Below are 15680 nucleotides of genomic sequence, written 5' to 3'. Positions count from 1 at the left end.
CCGGTGCGTACGCGCCGGGCTTGGAGCTTGCCATGACTGAACGGATGGACATTGCCCCCAACTTGCAGCGGGTGCTGACCCTTCGCGTCGCGATAGGGCCGGGCGTGATGCTGGGCGACAGCGTTGAAGGCCTGCGCTGCAATTACCCGATTGTGGGCGGGGATTTCGATGGGGTCGGCATCAGCGGCCAGGTCCTGGCGGGCGGAGAAGATTGCTTTCTTTTGCGCCCCGATGGCATCGGTCAACTGGATGCCCGCTACAGCGTGAGGACCGACGAAGGCGAGGTGATCAACATCCGTAACCGGGGTGTGCTGAGCATGACTGAGTACGGACGCCAACTGGAGCGCGACGGCCAATGGCCGATTCCTGAGACGGAGTATCGCTGCACCTGTACGCCGGTGTTCCAGGTGCCCAAGGGGCGGCTGGACTGGCTCACCCGTTCAAGTTTTATCGGCCTGGTGCATTACCCGTGCGCCGACCAGGTGGTGATTCGTTGCTATCGCTTTTACTGAGGCCCGACCCTGGAAGCGCTCAGGCCTGCATGCCGTAGAACAGCAACTCGGTGATACGCCTGACCTGCATCGAGTGCGCGTCGATATCCGGGTGTTCCTGGTTCACCAGCCGGAACAGTTGCAGGTGCGAATAATCGTTCAACAGGAACGCGGCCAATTCCACATCGAGTTGCGGGCGCAGCTTGCCGGCCTGTTGCAATTCCCGCAGCAATTCGCTGATCTCGGCCCTGAGCGCATCGTTCATGGCCCGATAGCCTTCGGGCAGTCCATTGCTGCCGCCGAACAGGATCAGCGGCAGCAGTTCACGCCACAGGCTGGGGTGCATGACTTCCAGTGCATAGCCGGTAAGAAGACGTTCCAGGTGGCAGAGCGCTTCGACCGGGTCGTCGATTTCGTGGATCCGGCTGCGGGTGTCGATGATCGCGCGTTGATCGGCCTGGTGCAGGATTTCCAGGATGATTTCCTGCTTGTTGCCGAAGTACTTGAACACCGTCGGCGGCGACACCCCGGCCTGGCTGGCGATCTGTTCGATGGTGGTGTTCTGGAAACCCTGGCGCTCAAACAACTCGATCGCGGCCTTGCTGATGGCTTGCCGGCGTTCGGCTTTCTGACGTTCACGCAGTCCGCTCACAGGAGATCCTTGTCACGAGTAAAAAGAGGGGCGCTTGTCGCCCCGGTATCCCTGCAAAATACTTAATTGGGTAAAGCTTTTAAAGCACTAATTGCCATTCAAGGGATTTGCCGCTGATGCTTTTTCAACCGGTAGGCGAATTGAGCACGGCTGAGCCCCACGAGCCGGGCGGCGGCGGCCAGGTTGCCGGCGTTTTGTTGCAGTGCTTCATTGATCAGGCGTGACTCCAGGCCGTCGATGGAAAACCCTTGGTCCAACTGGCCAAGGGTGTCCAGCAGCGCAGGGCGGGGCGCTGGCGCAGTGTTTGACAGGCTGCCGTGATCGTCCAGGCCATAGGGCGCGGCGGGCATCGGTTCGTTGCGAAACAGGTGCACCAGGTCAATGGCCTGGCCTTCGTCACTGGCGATCAGGCCGCGCTCTATCAGGTTCTGCAGCTCGCGCACATTGCCCGCGAAGTCATAGCGCAGCAGAACCTTCAGCGCGCGCATGGTCAGGCCCACCGGCGTTCTGGCGTATTCCTGGCAGAAACGCGTGAGGAACGCGTTGATCAGCAGCGGGATGTCGTCCCGGCGTTCGCGCAGCGGGGGCAGGGCGATGGGGTAGACATTCAGGCGGTAGAACAGGTCTTCACGAAAGGTGCCGTCGGCCACGGCTTTACGCAGGTCGATATTGGTGGCGGCCACCACGCGCACATCCACCTTGATCCCGCGCACCCCGCCGACCCGTTCGATTTCCCGCTCCTGCAAAGCCCGCAGCAGCTTGCTTTGCCCGCCCAGGCTGAGGCTGGTGATTTCATCCAGAAACAGCGTGCCGCCCTGGGCCCGCTCGAACCGTCCAGGGCGCGAGTGCGTCGCGCCGGTGTACGCGCCGCGTTCAACACCAAACAGCTCGGCCTCGATCAGGTTGTCCGGAATGGCGGCGCAATTGAGCGCCACGAACGGGCTGTCATGGCGTCGGCTGAGCTGGTGCAACTGGCGCGCAAACATCTCCTTGCCGACCCCGGACTCGCCGCTGATCAACACCGTTGCCGGGGTCAGCGCGACCCGTTGCAGGGCTTGCATCGCCGCGTTGAACGCCGCGCTGGCGCCTACCAACGGCTGTGGCTGGCTGAGGCCGCCGCCGCTGCGCAGCGGATTGGCGAGCGTGGGGGCGGCAGGGTGGGTGACGGCTTGGGACACATTCAGGTAGCGCAGGTCCTGCTCGACGTCACCCCATTGCTCGGCGGTCTTGCCGATCACCCGACAGCTGCGGTGGCCCATGCCCCGGCATTCGACTTCGCGGAAAATCACCATTTGCCCGAAGAGGCCACTGACAAACCCGATGGCATAGCCGGTTTCAGTCCAGCACACCGGGTCCTGGCCGATGCCGTAGGCACTCACATGTTCATCGGCCTCGCAGGAGTGGTGCCAGAGGAACTCGCCTTCATAGAAGCCCGAATCGGCATCGAATTTGAAGTGCAGCGGTTCAACCTTGGTCATGCCTTCCAGGGTGTGCAGGTGGGTCCCGGCGCGAAACACCGCGGCGGCATCCGCCTGTGGCCATCGCTCGCGGATCAACCGCGCATCCCGCGCGCCGGAGGCATAACCGGTGCGGGTGAACAGGCCGCGTGCCTGCTCCAGCCCCAGGCGCTCGATGACTTCCCGGCGCAGGGCGCCGAACGACGAACTGTGCAGCAACAGCATGCGTTGATCGTTGAGCCAGATACGCCCGTCTTCGGGCGAAAAGAACAGGCAGTCGGTCAGTTCCGCCGGGGTGGGGGAGCTGCTGTCACTGAGTTGGCGGCTGTCACCGCGCGGATGGTAGGGCGCGTTGGCCACCCGGTCGTCGGGCAGTGCGCTGGGGGGATTAGTCATTGTTATGCCCCTGCAAAGCGAGTGATCGATATGAGTAACTGCTCAGATAGTTATTAAACATAACCTTATCAATTGAACAAGTGGCAAGGCCCCGGTTTTTACAGGTGATCGGTGGGTGAGGTCTGAACGGCGCGTGGCAGGCCCCGTTCCAGAGCCCTCGACGCTGTATGTCGGCGTCGTTGCGTGCAAGCGGCACAGCCTTTGCTCAAGGCTAGATGCGGCGTTTGCACACTGTGCAGGCGATGACAATTACAAGAACCGGGAGTTGCCATGTCAGTGTCTGAAACCACCCACTTTCTACAGCGGGCCATTGCGTCCGAATGCCTGTTCAACGGCGATTGGATACCCGCTTCGGGATCCGTGATCCCGGTGATCGAACCTGCCACCGGCGAACCCCTGATGCGTTGCGCCATGGCCAATCCGGCTGACATCGCCGTCGCCTGCCGCAGCGCGGCCCTGGCCCAGCCGGCCTGGGCTGCACTCGGCCCACGGGAGCGTGCCGAGGTGTTTCGCAAGGCGGCGGACCTGGCCCAGCAGTCCTTTGCCGAGCTGGCGCTGTACGTGGCGCGGGAAACCGGCGGCGCGTTGTTCAAGGGCGAGCACGAAGTACGCGAAGCAATTGTGCTGCTGCATCAGGCGGCGGGGCTGTTGTCCCAACCTCACGGGTTGGTGCTGCCCAGTGAAGCAGGGCGGCTGTCCTATGCCCGGCGTCAGCCCCATGGCGTGGTCGGGGTGATTTCGCCGTTCAATTTCCCGCTGGTGCTGTCGCTGCGCTCGGTGGCCCCGGCGCTGGCGGCGGGCAATGCGGTGGTGCTCAAGCCCGATCCGCAGACCCCGGTCAGCGGCGGTTTTCTCATCGCCCGTCTGTTCGAGGAGGCGGGCTTGCCCAAGGGTCTGCTGCAGGTATTGCCCGGTGCCGCGCCGGCGGGGGAGGCGCTGTGCCGCGATCCGAATGTGCGGATGATCGCGTTCACCGGCTCCACGGCGGCGGGGCGCAAAGTCGCCGAAGTGGCCGGCCGACACCTGAAAAAAGTCGCGCTGGAACTGGGCGGCAAAAACCCGCTGATCATTCTCGAAGACGCCGACCTCGACCTGGCCGCGAGCAATGCCGCCTGGGGCGCCTGGTTGCACCAGGGGCAAATCTGCATGGCGACCGGCTTGATTCTCGTGCATGAATCCATCGCCGAACGCCTCACGCGCAAGTTGGTGGACAAGGCCCGGGAGCTCACCGTGGGCAATGCCGCCCGCGGTGAAGCCGCGCTCGGCCCATTGATCAACCAACGGCAATTGCAGCGCGTGCACGAGATCGTCAGCGACAGCCTGCAAGCGGGCGCGCGGTTGGAGGCGGGTGGCGAATACGACCGGTTGTTCTACCAGCCCACCGTGCTCAGCGGCGTGCGCCCAGGGATGCGCGCGTTTGAGGATGAAATCTTCGGTCCCGTGGCCACGGTGGTCAGTTTTGCCACGGACGAGGAGGCCATCGAGTTGGCCAACCGCACCGAGTACGGCCTCTCGGCCGCCATCATTTCACCGTCGGTCGGGCGCGCCATGGCCATCGGCGAGCGGCTTGACTGCGGCCTGCTGCACATCAACGACCAGACCGTCGCCGACGAATGCATCAACCCCTTTGGCGGGCGCGGCGCTTCCGGTAATGGCGGCAGCGTGGGCGGGCCGGCCGACTGGGACGAGTACAGCCAGTGGCAGTGGGTCACGGTGAAAAACACCCCGCCTGCCTATCCGTTCTGAATCCCGGCGCATCAATTTGATTTACCCATGCCTATACAAAAATAAGAGGGCTTGAACATGAACCTGCACAACAAAACCTTGATCGTCACCGGTGTCGCTTCGGGCATTGGTGCCGAGCTGGCACGGCTCGCGCGTTTCCAGGGCGCGACGGTGATCGGCGTTGATCGCCATGAACCGCAACTGAGCCTGGATGGCTTCTTCCAGGCTGACCTGGGCGACCCTGCCAGCATCGATGCCCTGGTGGCACGCCTGCCCGCACGGGTCGATGGGCTGTGCAACATTGCCGGCGTGCCCGGTACCGCGCCCGTGCAAGCGGTGGCCACGGTCAATTACCTGGGGTTGCGGCACCTGACTCAATCGCTGCTGCCACGCATGTCGGCGGGCGGCAGCATCGTCAATGTCGCCTCGGTGCTCGGCGCGCAATGGCCGCAACGCCTGGAGCTGCACAAGGCCCTGGCCGCGACGCACAGCTTCGACGCTGGGCAGCAGTGGCTGGCGGCCAATCCGGTGGAGCAGGCCAGCTGTTATCAGTACTTCAAGGAGGCGCTGATCGTGTGGAGCTTCCAGCAATCCCAAGGCTGGTTTCGCGATCATTCGGTGCGCCTCAACTGCGTTGCGCCGGGGCCGGTGTTTACCCCGATTCTCGGCGATTTCGTCAGCATGCTCGGGCCGGAGCGGGTGGCTGCGGACAGCCAGCGCATGACCCGTCCGGCCCTGGCCGATGAGGTGGCGGCGGTGATTGCCTTCCTCTGCTCGGACGCCGCGCGCTGGGTCAACGGGGTCAATCTGCCGGTGGACGGTGGGTTGGCGGCGACCTACGTGTAGGGGTTGCAACAGCGGTAAACCCCGGCGCGGATCCACCGTGCCGGGGGGCTTGAACAACAACAAAAATACAGGACATACAAGATGCTCAAGCCTATCTTGCGGACGGTTGCGGCCACGACGTTTGTCGCACTGACATCGACTGCTTACGCTTATGATTTGCCCGGACTCAACCTCGGCAGCACCAGTTTCTACGACGGCTCACCGGCCCCGGCCGGCCCTGGCTGGTACCTGGAGGAATACCTGACGTACTCCCGGGCCAGCCGCTTCAATGATGTCAACGGCAACAAGCTGGCGTTGCCCAAGCAGGACGTGGAAGTGGTGGCGCCTACCACGCAGATCATCTACGTCGGCCAACCCCTGGCCAATGGCGCGATGCCGGGAATCACCCTGATCAACACCTCCCTGGCCCATGTGGACGTCGACGATGGCTTGAACAATGCGGCGCTGAGTTCCCGCGCCGGCTTTGGTGATGTGATTGTGGGGCCCTTCCTGCAACTGCCGACCCTGAGCCGCGCCGATGGCAGCCCACTGCTGACCCAACGTATCGAAGCCGATATCTCGGTGCCGGTGGGTGCCTATGACCGCAAGCGCTCGATCAACCCAGGCAGCAACTTCTGGTCATTCAACCCGTATTACGCGGCGACGTACTGGTTCAGCCCGAAGTGGTCGGCGAGCGGGCGTTTCATGTACCTGTGGAATGGCAAGAATGATGATCCGCAGGCAGGTTTTGGAGATGTTTCCGATACCCAGGCCGGGCAGGCGTTGCATGCCAACCTGACCCTGCAATATGCCGTGAGCCAGCAACTGAGCGTGGGGGTCAACGGCTATTGGTTGAAGCAGATCACCGACACCCAGGTCGATGGGCACGCCGTGAGCGGGCGCCGGGAGAAGGTCTGGGCCATTGGCCCAGGCCTGGTCTATGCGTTCAGCAAGGAAGACGTGCTATCGGTAAACGCCTACTTTGAACAGCAGGCGGAGAACCGTACCGAGGGCAACAAAATGGTGCTCAATTGGCTGCATAAGTTCTAGTGGGCGCCGTACGCACCATCACGCTGATGATGGTCAGTGCGGCAATCACCACCCCGGGGGACGTCGCCAGCAGTACCCCGGCGGTGCCGGCGCCGGCGGCGAGCAGTTGCCCGGCCGCCAGCGGTCCGGCCACCGAACCCAGGCGGCCGACGGCCACCGCTGCACCGACACCGGTGGCGCGCACCGAGGTTGGGTAGGAGGGCGGTGCCGACGCATACAGCACCAACTGCGCGGCCATCACGAACAGGCCGGCGGCAAAACCGGCAATGGCCATGGGCACGATGCCCACCGACAACCCGACCCCCGCCAATGCCGCCAGCAACCCGGCATACACCGACAGCACCACTTTGACGGCATTGCAGCGGTCCAGCAGCACGCCACCGAGCAGCGAACCGAGGGCGCCGCCGATATTGAAGAGCATCTGCACCATGCCTGCCTGAGGCTTGCTGAAGCCTTGTTCCAGCAACAGCGACGGCAGCCAGTTAAGCAGCATGTACATCACGGTCAGGGTGAAGAAGTAGCTGAGCCACAACGCCATTGTGGTGCGGGCGCGACCTTCGCCAAACAGCGCCTGGCCGGTGGAAGGGCGGGCGCCGTGCGTGGTGTCGAGCTGTTGACGAAAGGCGCTGGATTCCGGCAGCAGCAGGATCATCAAGGGTACGGCCAGCAAGGGCGCCAGGCCGCCGATGATAAAGGTGGTCTGCCAGTGCTCACTGGAAAACATCGCCACCACTGCGGCCAATGCACCGCCCAGCGGCACCCCGCAGTACATCACGCTGATGGCCGTGCCACGGTTGCGTTCGCTCACCGCTTCGGCGCACAGCGCGATCAGATTGGGCAGCGCGGCGCCCAGGCCCAGGCCGGTCAGGAAGCGCACCAGCAACAGGCTGGAGTAGCTGTCGACAAACGCGGTGCTCAGGGAAAACAGCCCGAACAGCAGCACGGCGCTCACCAGGATTTTCTTGCGTCCGATGCGGTCGGCGACCCAGCCGCCGAAGAACGCCCCCGGCAGCAGACCGATGATGCCGACGCTGAAGACCCAGCCGAGCATCTTCGGATCCAGGGCGAACGTTTGACGTAATCCGGCGGCGGCGGTGCCGGCGGCTTGCAGATCGAACCCCTCGATCAGCGCAACGATAAAGCACAACGCAATAGTCAGCGTCGAACGACGCGATGGACTGTCCATGGGCAAACCTCATTGTTGTTGTTTTTGTTGTGGTGGCGAGCTTGAGTGGCTGCTGGGGATTAAGATAACAAAGATAACTAAAAAATGAATCGTAGATTAAATTGACCAAAAATCATGAATAAATACTTTTAATTCAAAGGCTTAATATATTGATCCATGCGCAACTAAAAAATAGATAGTTTTATTAATGTTCGATTATCGCTCAGTTGCGGTTGACGGGCAGCGCCGGCTGTTTCCATTCTTGGCTCGCGAAGCCGACCCGGCCAAGCGTGTGTCACCCCAAAAACAACAACAAAAAATGGACATCGAACATGCCAGAACTCCCTATGGAGCACGCCGTTGCAGCGGCGCCCGTCGCCTGTGTGTCGAACACCACTCCACGCCTGCTCATGGCATGCCTGGCCTTGAGCGTGTTGCCCACTCCGTTGTGGGCGGCAGGCTTTATCGACGACAGTCACGGCACCTTGACCCTGCGCAATTACTACCTGGACCGCGACTACAAGGACGACGGGGCGAAGACCGCCGCACGGGAATGGGCCCAGGCGTTCATCCTCAACCTGGAATCGGGCTACACCCCGGGCCCGGTGGGCTTCGGCCTGGATGTGCGCGGGTTGATGGGGGTCAAACTCGACTCGTCGCCAGACCGCAGTGGCACCGAGTTGTTGCCGGTGTCCGCCAGCGACAAGCGCGCCGCCGATGAGTACTCGCGCCTGGCCCCGACCGCCAAGCTGCGGTTTGCGCAAACCACGGTCAAGGCCGGCGATGTGTCGATCTTCCTGCCGTTCGCCTTTGCCAGTCCGTCGCGCCTGCTGCCGCAAACCTTTCGCGGCACCACCTTGAGCTCCAAGGACATCGATGGCCTGACCCTCAACACCGGCTACATCGACCGCATCAACAAACGCGACTCCACCGACTACCAGGCCATGACCATCGCCTCGCCCAACCGGCGTTTCAACGCCACCGCCACCACGTCGCACCTGGCGTATGTGGGCGGTGACTATCAGGTCAACAAAGACCTCAGCCTGCGCGTCTATCACTCGCAGGTCGCGGACCTCTACCAGCAGGACACCCTGGCGTTGCTGCACAACCTGCCGCTGGGCGATGGCGTGCTCACCAGCGACCTGCGCAGCTTTTTCAGTCGCGAGGATGGCAGTGCCAACGCGGGTAAGGTGGATAACCGCAACCTTTCAGCCCTGTTCGGCTACCGCCTTGGCGGCCACCGCGTCAGCCTTGGCTACATGCACTCAAGCGGGGAGACGGCCACCCCCTATATCTCTGGCACTGAGTTGATGGGCATGAGCGAACTGACCATGAGCTCGGACTTTCTCAACGCCAAGGAGCGCACGTGGCAGGCCATCTATGACTATGACTTCGCCGCAGCGGGTGTGCCGGGGCTCAAGAGTCGGCTGCGCTATGTGCGCGGCGACAATATCGAACTGGCGGCTTTCAACGCCGAGGATCGCAAGGAGCGCGAGTTCCAGATGGAGTTGGGCTACGTGATCCAGGATGGTCCGCTGAAGAACGTCGGGTTCATGGCGCGCAAGTCGATCTACCGCAATGACTTCCCCAGCGGCGCGGCGTTTCGCGATGAAAACCAGACCCGTTTCCTGGTGCTCTACACCGTGGCGCTCTGGTAGGTGGATCAGTCCTGGTAGACCTTCTTCAGCAAGCGCAGCAGCTCTTCACGTTCCTGGCCGTCGAGGGCGGCCGTGGCGTCCAGGTCACTCTGGGCGGCGATCGCCTTGAGTTCCTTGAGCAGGGTTTCGCCGCTCTTGCTGAGGAAGATCCCGTAGGAGCGCTTGTCCGGCTTGCAGCGTACGCGCACGGCAAGTGCGCGGCTTTCCAGCTTGTTCAGCAACGGCACCACCTGGGGCGGCTCGATGGCCAGTGCGCGGGCCAGATCGGCCTGCATCAGCCCGGGGTTCTGCTCGATGATCGCCAGGGCCGAGAACTGCGCAGGGCGCAGGTCGTGGTCCGACAGCCGGCCGATCAGGTTCTGGAACAGCTTGAGCTGGGCGCGACGCATGGCGTAGCCGATCAGATCGTCCAGGGCCGAATCCAGCGGCGCGCGTACGTCGGCGTTATCGGACAGGGCCTGGCTGGCGTCGGCGAGGTTGGAAGGCTTGGCCATTAACAGTGCAATCCTCAAAAGGTGGAGGTTAAGAAGGCTATCTAGTTTGCCGAGGTTGGCGAGCCATGGCTATGCCGGCTTTTCACAACGCCTGAAAAACGCAGGTTTTACCGCAAAAAAATATTGGTTATCCAGATTAATAGTTAATTGACATAACTATATTTGCGGTTTAATTTCGAATCATCTTCAAACCCAGAACAAGAGCGTACCGCCATGAGCAATTACGAAGGCCGTTGGACCACCGTCAAGGTTGAGATCGAAGAAGGCATCGCCTGGGTCATTCTCAATCGCCCGGAAAAACGCAACGCCATGAGCCCGACCCTGAACCGGGAAATGATCGACGTCCTCGAAACCCTCGAGCAGGACCCTGCCGCCGGTGTGCTGGTACTGACCGGCGCCGGCGAAGCCTGGACCGCTGGCATGGACCTCAAGGAATACTTCCGCGAAGTGGACGCCGGCCCGGAAATCCTCCAGGAAAAAATCCGCCGCGAAGCCTCGCAATGGCAATGGAAACTGCTGCGCATGTACGCCAAGCCGACCATCGCCATGGTCAATGGCTGGTGCTTCGGCGGTGGCTTCAGCCCGCTGGTGGCCTGCGACCTGGCGATCTGTGCGGACGAAGCGACCTTCGGCCTCTCGGAAATCAACTGGGGCATCCCGCCGGGCAACCTGGTGAGCAAGGCCATGGCCGACACCGTGGGCCATCGCCAATCGCTGTACTACATCATGACCGGCAAGACCTTTGGCGGGCAGAAAGCCGCCGAAATGGGCCTGGTCAACGAAAGCGTGCCGCTGGCTCAACTGCGCGAAGTGACCATCGAACTGGCGCGCAACCTGCTGGAGAAAAACCCGGTAGTGCTGCGTGCCGCCAAGCATGGCTTCAAGCGCTGCCGCGAATTGACCTGGGAGCAGAACGAGGATTACCTCTACGCCAAGCTCGATCAGTCGCGCCTGCTCGACACCGAAGGCGGTCGCGAGCAGGGCATGAAACAGTTCCTCGACGACAAGAGCATCAAGCCTGGCCTGCAGGCGTATAAACGCTGAAGGACGCGGCCGCCTGGCCGCGCCGTTGTACCCTGCTTGAACGTATTCCCGATAAAGACAATAAAGAGGAATCACCATGCTGGACGTGCCCCTGTTGATCGGCGGCCAGTCGTGCCCCGCCCGTGACGGTCGAACCTTCGAGCGTCGCAACCCGGTGACCGGTGAAGTGGTCTCGCGGGTGGCCGCCGCGACCCTGGAAGATGCCGACGCCGCCGTAGCGGCCGCCCACGCCGCGTTCCCCGCGTGGGCCGCGCTGGCGCCCAACGAACGCCGCACCCGCTTGCTCAAGGCTGCCGAGCAATTGCAGGCGCGCAGCGCCGAATTCATTGCCGCCGCCGGCGAGACCGGCGCCATGGCCAACTGGTATGGCTTCAACGTGCGCCTGGCGGCCAATATGCTGCGCGAAGCGGCGTCGATGACCACCCAGATCACCGGTGAAGTGATCCCTTCCGATGTTCCCGGCAGTTTCGCCATGGCCTTGCGTCAGCCTTGCGGCGTGGTACTGGGCATCGCGCCGTGGAATGCCCCGGTGATCCTCGCCACCCGCGCCATCGCCATGCCGTTGGCCTGCGGCAATACCGTGGTGCTCAAGGCCTCGGAATTAAGTCCTGCGGTGCACCGCCTGATTGGCCAGGTCTTGCAGGACGCCGGCCTGGGCGACGGCGTGGTCAACGTCATCAGCAATGCCCCGGCGGATGCCGCTGCGATTGTCGAGCGGCTGATCGCCAACCCGGCCGTGCGCCGGGTCAACTTCACCGGCTCCACCCACGTGGGACGGATTGTCGGCGAACTCTCGGCGCGTCACCTCAAGCCGGCCTTGCTGGAGTTGGGTGGCAAGGCGCCGTTGCTGGTGCTCGACGACGCCGACCTCGACGCTGCGGTCGCGGCAGCGGCCTTTGGCGCCTATTTCAACCAGGGCCAGATTTGCATGTCCACCGAGCGCCTGATTGTCGATGCCAAGGTCGCCGATGCGTTCACCGCCAAGCTCGCGGCCAAGGTCGCGACCCTGCGCGCGGGCGATCCCGTTGCAGCGGATTCGGTCCTGGGTTCCCTGGTGGACGCCGGCGCCGGCACACGCATCAAGGCCCTGATCGACGATGCCCTCGCCAAGGGCGCGCGGCTGGTGGTGGGTGGCCAACTGGACGGCAGCATCCTGCAGCCGACCCTGATCGATGGCGTCACCGAACACATGCGCCTGTACCGCGAAGAGTCCTTCGGCCCGGTGGCGGTGCTGCTGCGCGGTGACGGGGATGAAGCCTTGCTGCGCCTGGCCAACGACTCCGAGTTCGGCCTCTCGGCGGCGATCTTCAGCCGTGACACCGGGCGTGCACTGGCCCTGGCCCAGCGTGTCGAGTCGGGCATTTGCCATATCAACGGCCCGACCGTGCATGACGAGGCGCAGATGCCGTTTGGCGGGGTCAAGTCCAGCGGCTACGGCAGCTTTGGCGGCAAGGCTTCGATCGAGCACTTCACGCAATTGCGCTGGGTGACCTTGCAGAACGGGCCACGGCATTACCCGATCTGAGCAGGCGTCGCGACATAACAATAACAAGGCGGCGTTGACCCGCCTTGCTGGAGGACACCCTTGTGAGTTCCGAATTCAGACCGCAACCCCAGCCCGCACCGCGATACCGCGAGGTCTCCATCGGCCACGCACCGGTGGCGGTCACTGAAGAACACGGCGTGCTGCATATGCGCTCCCTCGAGCCCCTGGCCGAGTTGCCGGCGCGCTTGCTCGATCGCCTGGTGCATTGGGCCCAAGTGCGCCCCGAGCAGACGTTTATCGCGGCCCGCCAGGCCGGTGGTGATTGGCGCCGGGTCAGCTACCGCGAGATGCTCGACAGCGTGCGTGCGATTGCCCAGGGCCTGTTGAGTTACGGGCTCTCGGCGCACAAGCCGCTGGCATTGCTGTCGGGCAACGACATCGAGCATTTGCAGGTCGCCCTCGGCGCGATGTACGCCGGTATTCCTTACTGCCCGGTATCGCCGGCGTATTCGTTGTTGTCCCAGGATTTCGCCAAGCTGCGGCATGTGTGCGACCTGCTGCAACCGGGGCTGGTATTCGTCAGCGATGTGGCGGCTTACCAGCGCGCCATCGACGCTGTCTTGCCGGCCGAGACCCCGCTGATCAGCGTGCGCGGCCACGTGCCTGGGCGCACTCAGGTCAGCTTCGCCAGCCTGCTGCAAACGCCGGGCGGCGCCGAGGCCGACGCGGCGTTCCAGGCCACCGGCCCCGACAGCATCGCCAAGTTTCTCTTCACCTCGGGCTCGACCAAATTGCCCAAGGCGGTGATCACTACGCAGCGCATGCTCTGTGCCAACCAGCAAATGCTGTTGCAGACATTCCCGGTGTTCGGTGAAGAACCGCCGGTGCTGGTGGACTGGCTGCCGTGGAACCATACGTTTGGCGGTAGCCATAACGTCGGCATCGTGCTCTACAACGGCGGCACCTTTTACCTCGACGACGGCAAGCCCACGGTCCAGGGCTTTGCCGAGACCCTGCGCAACCTCAAGGAGGTTTCGCCCACGGCCTATTTGACGGTGCCCAAGGGCTGGGAAGAATTGGTCAACGCCCTGGAACAGGACGCCGAGTTGCGCGAACGGTTTTTTGCGCGGATGAAACTGTTCTTCTTCGCCGCCGCCGGCCTGTCGCAAAGTATCTGGGATCGCCTCGACCGCGTGGCCGAACAGCACTGCGGTGAACGTATCCGCATGATGGCCGGGCTGGGCATGACCGAAGCCGCGCCGTCCTGCACCTTCACCACCGGACCGTTGTCCATGGCCGGCTATATCGGATTGCCTGCGCCGGGCTGCGAGGTGCGCCTGGTGCCGTTGGACGGCAAGTTCGAAGGGCGCTTTCGCGGGCCGCACATCATGCCGGGGTATTGGCGGGCGCCGGAGCAAACCGCCGCGGTGTTCGACGAACAGGGTTTCTACTGTTCAGGTGACGCGATCAAGCTCGCCGACCCGCACCAGCCGCAATTGGGGCTGATGTTCGACGGGCGGATTGCCGAGGATTTCAAGTTGTCTTCCGGGGTGTTTGTCAGTGTCGGCCCGTTGCGCAATCGCGCCGTGCTCGACGGCGCGCCCTATGTGCAGGACCTGGTGATTGCTGCGCCGGACCGCGAATGCCTGGGAGCACTGGTGTTCCCCCGGCTTTACGAGTGCCGTCGGCTGGCCGGCTTGAGCACCGACGCCAGCGACGCTGAGGTGCTGGCCAGCGCGCCGGTACGCCAGTGGTTCGGCGACTGGTTGCAGCGCCTCAACCGCGAGGCCACCGGCAATGCCAGTCGCCTGGAATGGATTGCCCTGCTCGACGAGCCAGCGTCTATCGATCGTGGGGAAATCACCGACAAGGGTTCGATCAACCAGCGCGCCGTGCTGCAATGGCGTGCGGCCAAGGTCGAGGCGCTGTATCGCGGTGAAGAGGCCACGATCCTGCGCGCCGGGCCCAAGCCTTGAGCAGCGCCGGGCAGTACTCGGCGTTTGCCGATGCGGCGATTTTCGAGGCGGTGCGCACGCCGTGGGTCGACCTTGGCGGCGCACTGTCCCAGGTGTCGCCCATCGACCTGGGCATCAAGGTCGGCCGTGAAGTGTTGGCCCGGGCCGGCATCGACCCCCAGGCGGTGGACAGCGTTTTGGCCGGTTCCATGGCCCAGGCCAGCTTCGATGCCTACTTGCTGCCACGGCATATCGGCTTGTACAGCGGGGTGGCGCAAGCGGTCCCGGCACTGGGGGTGCAGCGCATCTGCGCCACCGGTTTCGAACTGCTGCGCCAGGCCGCTGAACAGCTGCGCGACGAGGTGCAACTGGCCCTGTGCGTGGCCAGTGAATCCATGTCGCGCAACCCGATTGCGGCCTACACCCATCGGGATGGGTTTCGACTCGGCGGCGAGGTGCAATTCAAGGATTTTCTCTGGGAGGCCCTGTACGACCCGGCCCCCGGCCTGGACATGATCGCCACCGCCGACAACCTGGCGCGCCGTTATGGCCTGAGCCGCAAGGCCGTGGACCGCCACGCCTGCGACAGCCATCAGCGTGCCTTGCAGGCGCAACGTGACGGCGCGTGGGTGGAAGAAATCGTCACGGTCGATAACCAGGTGTTCGAGCTTGAGGGGTACCAGCCGAGGGGCATCAGCCTGGCGCGTCGGGCCAGTGCCGTCAGCGCCGACAGCCACCCACGTCCCACCGACCTTGACGCCCTGGCACGCTTGCGCGCCGTGCATGCTGGCGGCGTGCAAACCGCCGGCAACAGTTGCGCGGTGGTCGATGGTGCGGCGGCGGCTTTGGTGGGGCGTGCCTCGGCCTGCACGCGTCCGGCCCTGGCGCGGCTGTTGGCCAGCGCGGTGGTCGGTGTGGCCCCCGAGTTCATGGGCATCGGCCCGGCACCGGCGATCCGCCTGCTGCTGCAACGCAGCGGGTTGAACCTGGGTGACATCGGCCGCTTCGAGATCAACGAAGCCCAGGCCGCCCAGGTACTGGCGGTGGCCCATGAACTGGAGCTGGACAGCACCCGCCTCAACGTCCAGGGCGGCTCGCTTGCCCTGGGGCATCCCCTGGCCGCCACCGGCCTGCGCCTGGTGATGACCCTGGCCCGACAGCTGCGCCAGCACAACTTGCGCTACGGGATTGCCGCAGCGTGTGTGGGCGGCGGGCAGGGCATGGCGTTGCTGATCGAGAACCCTGCCTACCGCGCTTGATGGTTTTTCTTAGTCGATGAGGT

13 protein-coding genes are annotated in these 15680 nt (G+C 63.6%); 9 read left to right on the top strand and 4 right to left on the bottom strand.

From position 1 onward, the window contains the following. The first annotated feature begins 32 nt into the window (after positions 1 to 32). Positions 33 to 512: a DUF3237 domain-containing protein gene (locus AD670_RS27715; protein WP_017139047.1), complete on the top strand. Its 480-nt coding sequence runs from the start codon at positions 33 to 35 to the stop codon at positions 510 to 512. A 19-nt stretch (positions 513 to 531) separates the two neighbouring features. Here the strand turns inward: AD670_RS27715 and AD670_RS27710 are convergent, their stop codons facing one another. Further along, positions 532 to 1143, bottom strand: a complete 612-nt coding sequence (locus tag AD670_RS27710) for a TetR/AcrR family transcriptional regulator (protein WP_053139722.1) — start codon at positions 1141 to 1143, stop codon at positions 532 to 534. 98 nt (positions 1144 to 1241) lie between these two features. Then, entirely contained in the window at positions 1242 to 2996 is a 1755-nt protein-coding gene (locus AD670_RS27705) for a sigma-54-dependent Fis family transcriptional regulator (protein ID WP_053139720.1), read from the bottom strand. A 270-nt stretch (positions 2997 to 3266) separates the two neighbouring features. On the opposite strand from AD670_RS27705, the gene AD670_RS27700 reads away from it, so the two are divergent. From AD670_RS27700 to AD670_RS27690, 3 genes are all read left to right on the top strand, one after another. After that, positions 3267 to 4742 carry a benzaldehyde dehydrogenase gene (locus AD670_RS27700; protein ID WP_053139718.1) on the top strand — a complete coding sequence of 492 codons (1476 nt, stop codon included), beginning with the start codon at positions 3267 to 3269 and terminating at the stop codon, positions 4740 to 4742. 57 nt (positions 4743 to 4799) lie between these two features. Continuing rightward, positions 4800 to 5567, top strand: coding sequence for a coniferyl-alcohol dehydrogenase (locus AD670_RS27695; protein ID WP_053139716.1), 768 nt, complete (start codon positions 4800 to 4802; stop codon positions 5565 to 5567). 81 nt (positions 5568 to 5648) lie between these two features. Next, complete coding sequence (locus AD670_RS27690; protein WP_053139714.1) at positions 5649 to 6596, top strand: transporter; 948 nt, start codon at positions 5649 to 5651, stop codon at positions 6594 to 6596. On the opposite strand, the gene mhpT is transcribed toward AD670_RS27690, so the two are convergent. Then, on the bottom strand, positions 6574 to 7782 hold the full coding sequence (gene mhpT, locus AD670_RS27685; protein WP_053139712.1) for a 3-(3-hydroxy-phenyl)propionate transporter MhpT: 1209 nt from the start codon (positions 7780 to 7782) through the stop codon (positions 6574 to 6576). The genes AD670_RS27690 and mhpT overlap by 23 nt on opposite strands. 311 nt (positions 7783 to 8093) lie before the next feature. Here mhpT and AD670_RS27680 point away from each other — a divergent pair, with 311 nt between their 5' ends. Further along, positions 8094 to 9419, top strand: coding sequence for an OprD family porin (locus tag AD670_RS27680; protein WP_053139710.1), 1326 nt, complete (start codon positions 8094 to 8096; stop codon positions 9417 to 9419). A gap of 5 nt (positions 9420 to 9424) precedes the next feature. On the opposite strand, the gene AD670_RS27675 is transcribed toward AD670_RS27680, so the two are convergent. Then, complete coding sequence (locus AD670_RS27675) at positions 9425 to 9913, bottom strand: MarR family winged helix-turn-helix transcriptional regulator (protein WP_053139708.1); 489 nt, start codon at positions 9911 to 9913, stop codon at positions 9425 to 9427. Positions 9914 to 10126: 213 nt separating this feature from the next. On the opposite strand from AD670_RS27675, the gene AD670_RS27670 reads away from it, so the two are divergent. The 4 genes from AD670_RS27670 to AD670_RS27655 all read left to right on the top strand — a co-directional run bounded on the left by AD670_RS27670 (position 10127) and on the right by AD670_RS27655 (position 15657). Beyond that, positions 10127 to 10957, top strand: a complete 831-nt coding sequence (locus AD670_RS27670; RefSeq protein WP_010567568.1) for a p-hydroxycinnamoyl CoA hydratase/lyase — start codon at positions 10127 to 10129, stop codon at positions 10955 to 10957. Between the two features lie 76 nt (positions 10958 to 11033). Beyond that, positions 11034 to 12482 (top strand): aldehyde dehydrogenase, encoded by a 1449-nt coding sequence (locus tag AD670_RS27665; protein WP_053139707.1) that lies wholly within the window; start codon positions 11034 to 11036, stop codon positions 12480 to 12482. Positions 12483 to 12544: 62 nt separating this feature from the next. Next, positions 12545 to 14419, top strand: a complete 1875-nt coding sequence (locus AD670_RS27660) for a feruloyl-CoA synthase (protein ID WP_053139705.1) — start codon at positions 12545 to 12547, stop codon at positions 14417 to 14419. After that, the gene (locus tag AD670_RS27655; protein WP_053139703.1) at positions 14416 to 15657 is read left to right on the top strand and encodes a thiolase family protein; all 1242 of its coding nucleotides are present in this window, start codon (positions 14416 to 14418) and stop codon (positions 15655 to 15657) included. The genes AD670_RS27660 and AD670_RS27655 overlap by 4 nt, the downstream gene beginning before the upstream one ends. Positions 15658 to 15680 lie beyond the last annotated feature (23 nt).

Origin of the sequence: Pseudomonas sp. MIACH (genome assembly GCF_001269925.1) — a bacterium.
Lineage (GTDB): Bacteria > Pseudomonadota > Gammaproteobacteria > Pseudomonadales > Pseudomonadaceae > Aquipseudomonas.
This window is presented reverse-complemented; position numbering and strand designations above follow the sequence as displayed.

Excerpts from the sequence above, each read along its gene's own strand:
- AD670_RS27715 (WP_017139047.1), top strand. The coding sequence starts at position 33 with ATGACTGAACGGATGGACATTGCCCCCAACTTGCAGCGGGTGCTGACC.
- AD670_RS27705 (WP_053139720.1), bottom strand. The coding sequence starts at position 2,996 with ATGACTAATCCCCCCAGCGCACTGCCCGACGACCGGGTGGCCAACGCG.
- AD670_RS27700 (WP_053139718.1), top strand. The coding sequence starts at position 3,267 with ATGTCAGTGTCTGAAACCACCCACTTTCTACAGCGGGCCATTGCGTCC.
- AD670_RS27695 (WP_053139716.1), top strand. The coding sequence starts at position 4,800 with ATGAACCTGCACAACAAAACCTTGATCGTCACCGGTGTCGCTTCGGGC.
- AD670_RS27690 (WP_053139714.1), top strand. The coding sequence starts at position 5,649 with ATGCTCAAGCCTATCTTGCGGACGGTTGCGGCCACGACGTTTGTCGCA.
- mhpT (WP_053139712.1), bottom strand. The coding sequence starts at position 7,782 with ATGGACAGTCCATCGCGTCGTTCGACGCTGACTATTGCGTTGTGCTTT.
- AD670_RS27680 (WP_053139710.1), top strand. The coding sequence starts at position 8,094 with ATGCCAGAACTCCCTATGGAGCACGCCGTTGCAGCGGCGCCCGTCGCC.
- AD670_RS27675 (WP_053139708.1), bottom strand. The coding sequence starts at position 9,913 with ATGGCCAAGCCTTCCAACCTCGCCGACGCCAGCCAGGCCCTGTCCGAT.
- AD670_RS27670 (WP_010567568.1), top strand. The coding sequence starts at position 10,127 with ATGAGCAATTACGAAGGCCGTTGGACCACCGTCAAGGTTGAGATCGAA.
- AD670_RS27665 (WP_053139707.1), top strand. The coding sequence starts at position 11,034 with ATGCTGGACGTGCCCCTGTTGATCGGCGGCCAGTCGTGCCCCGCCCGT.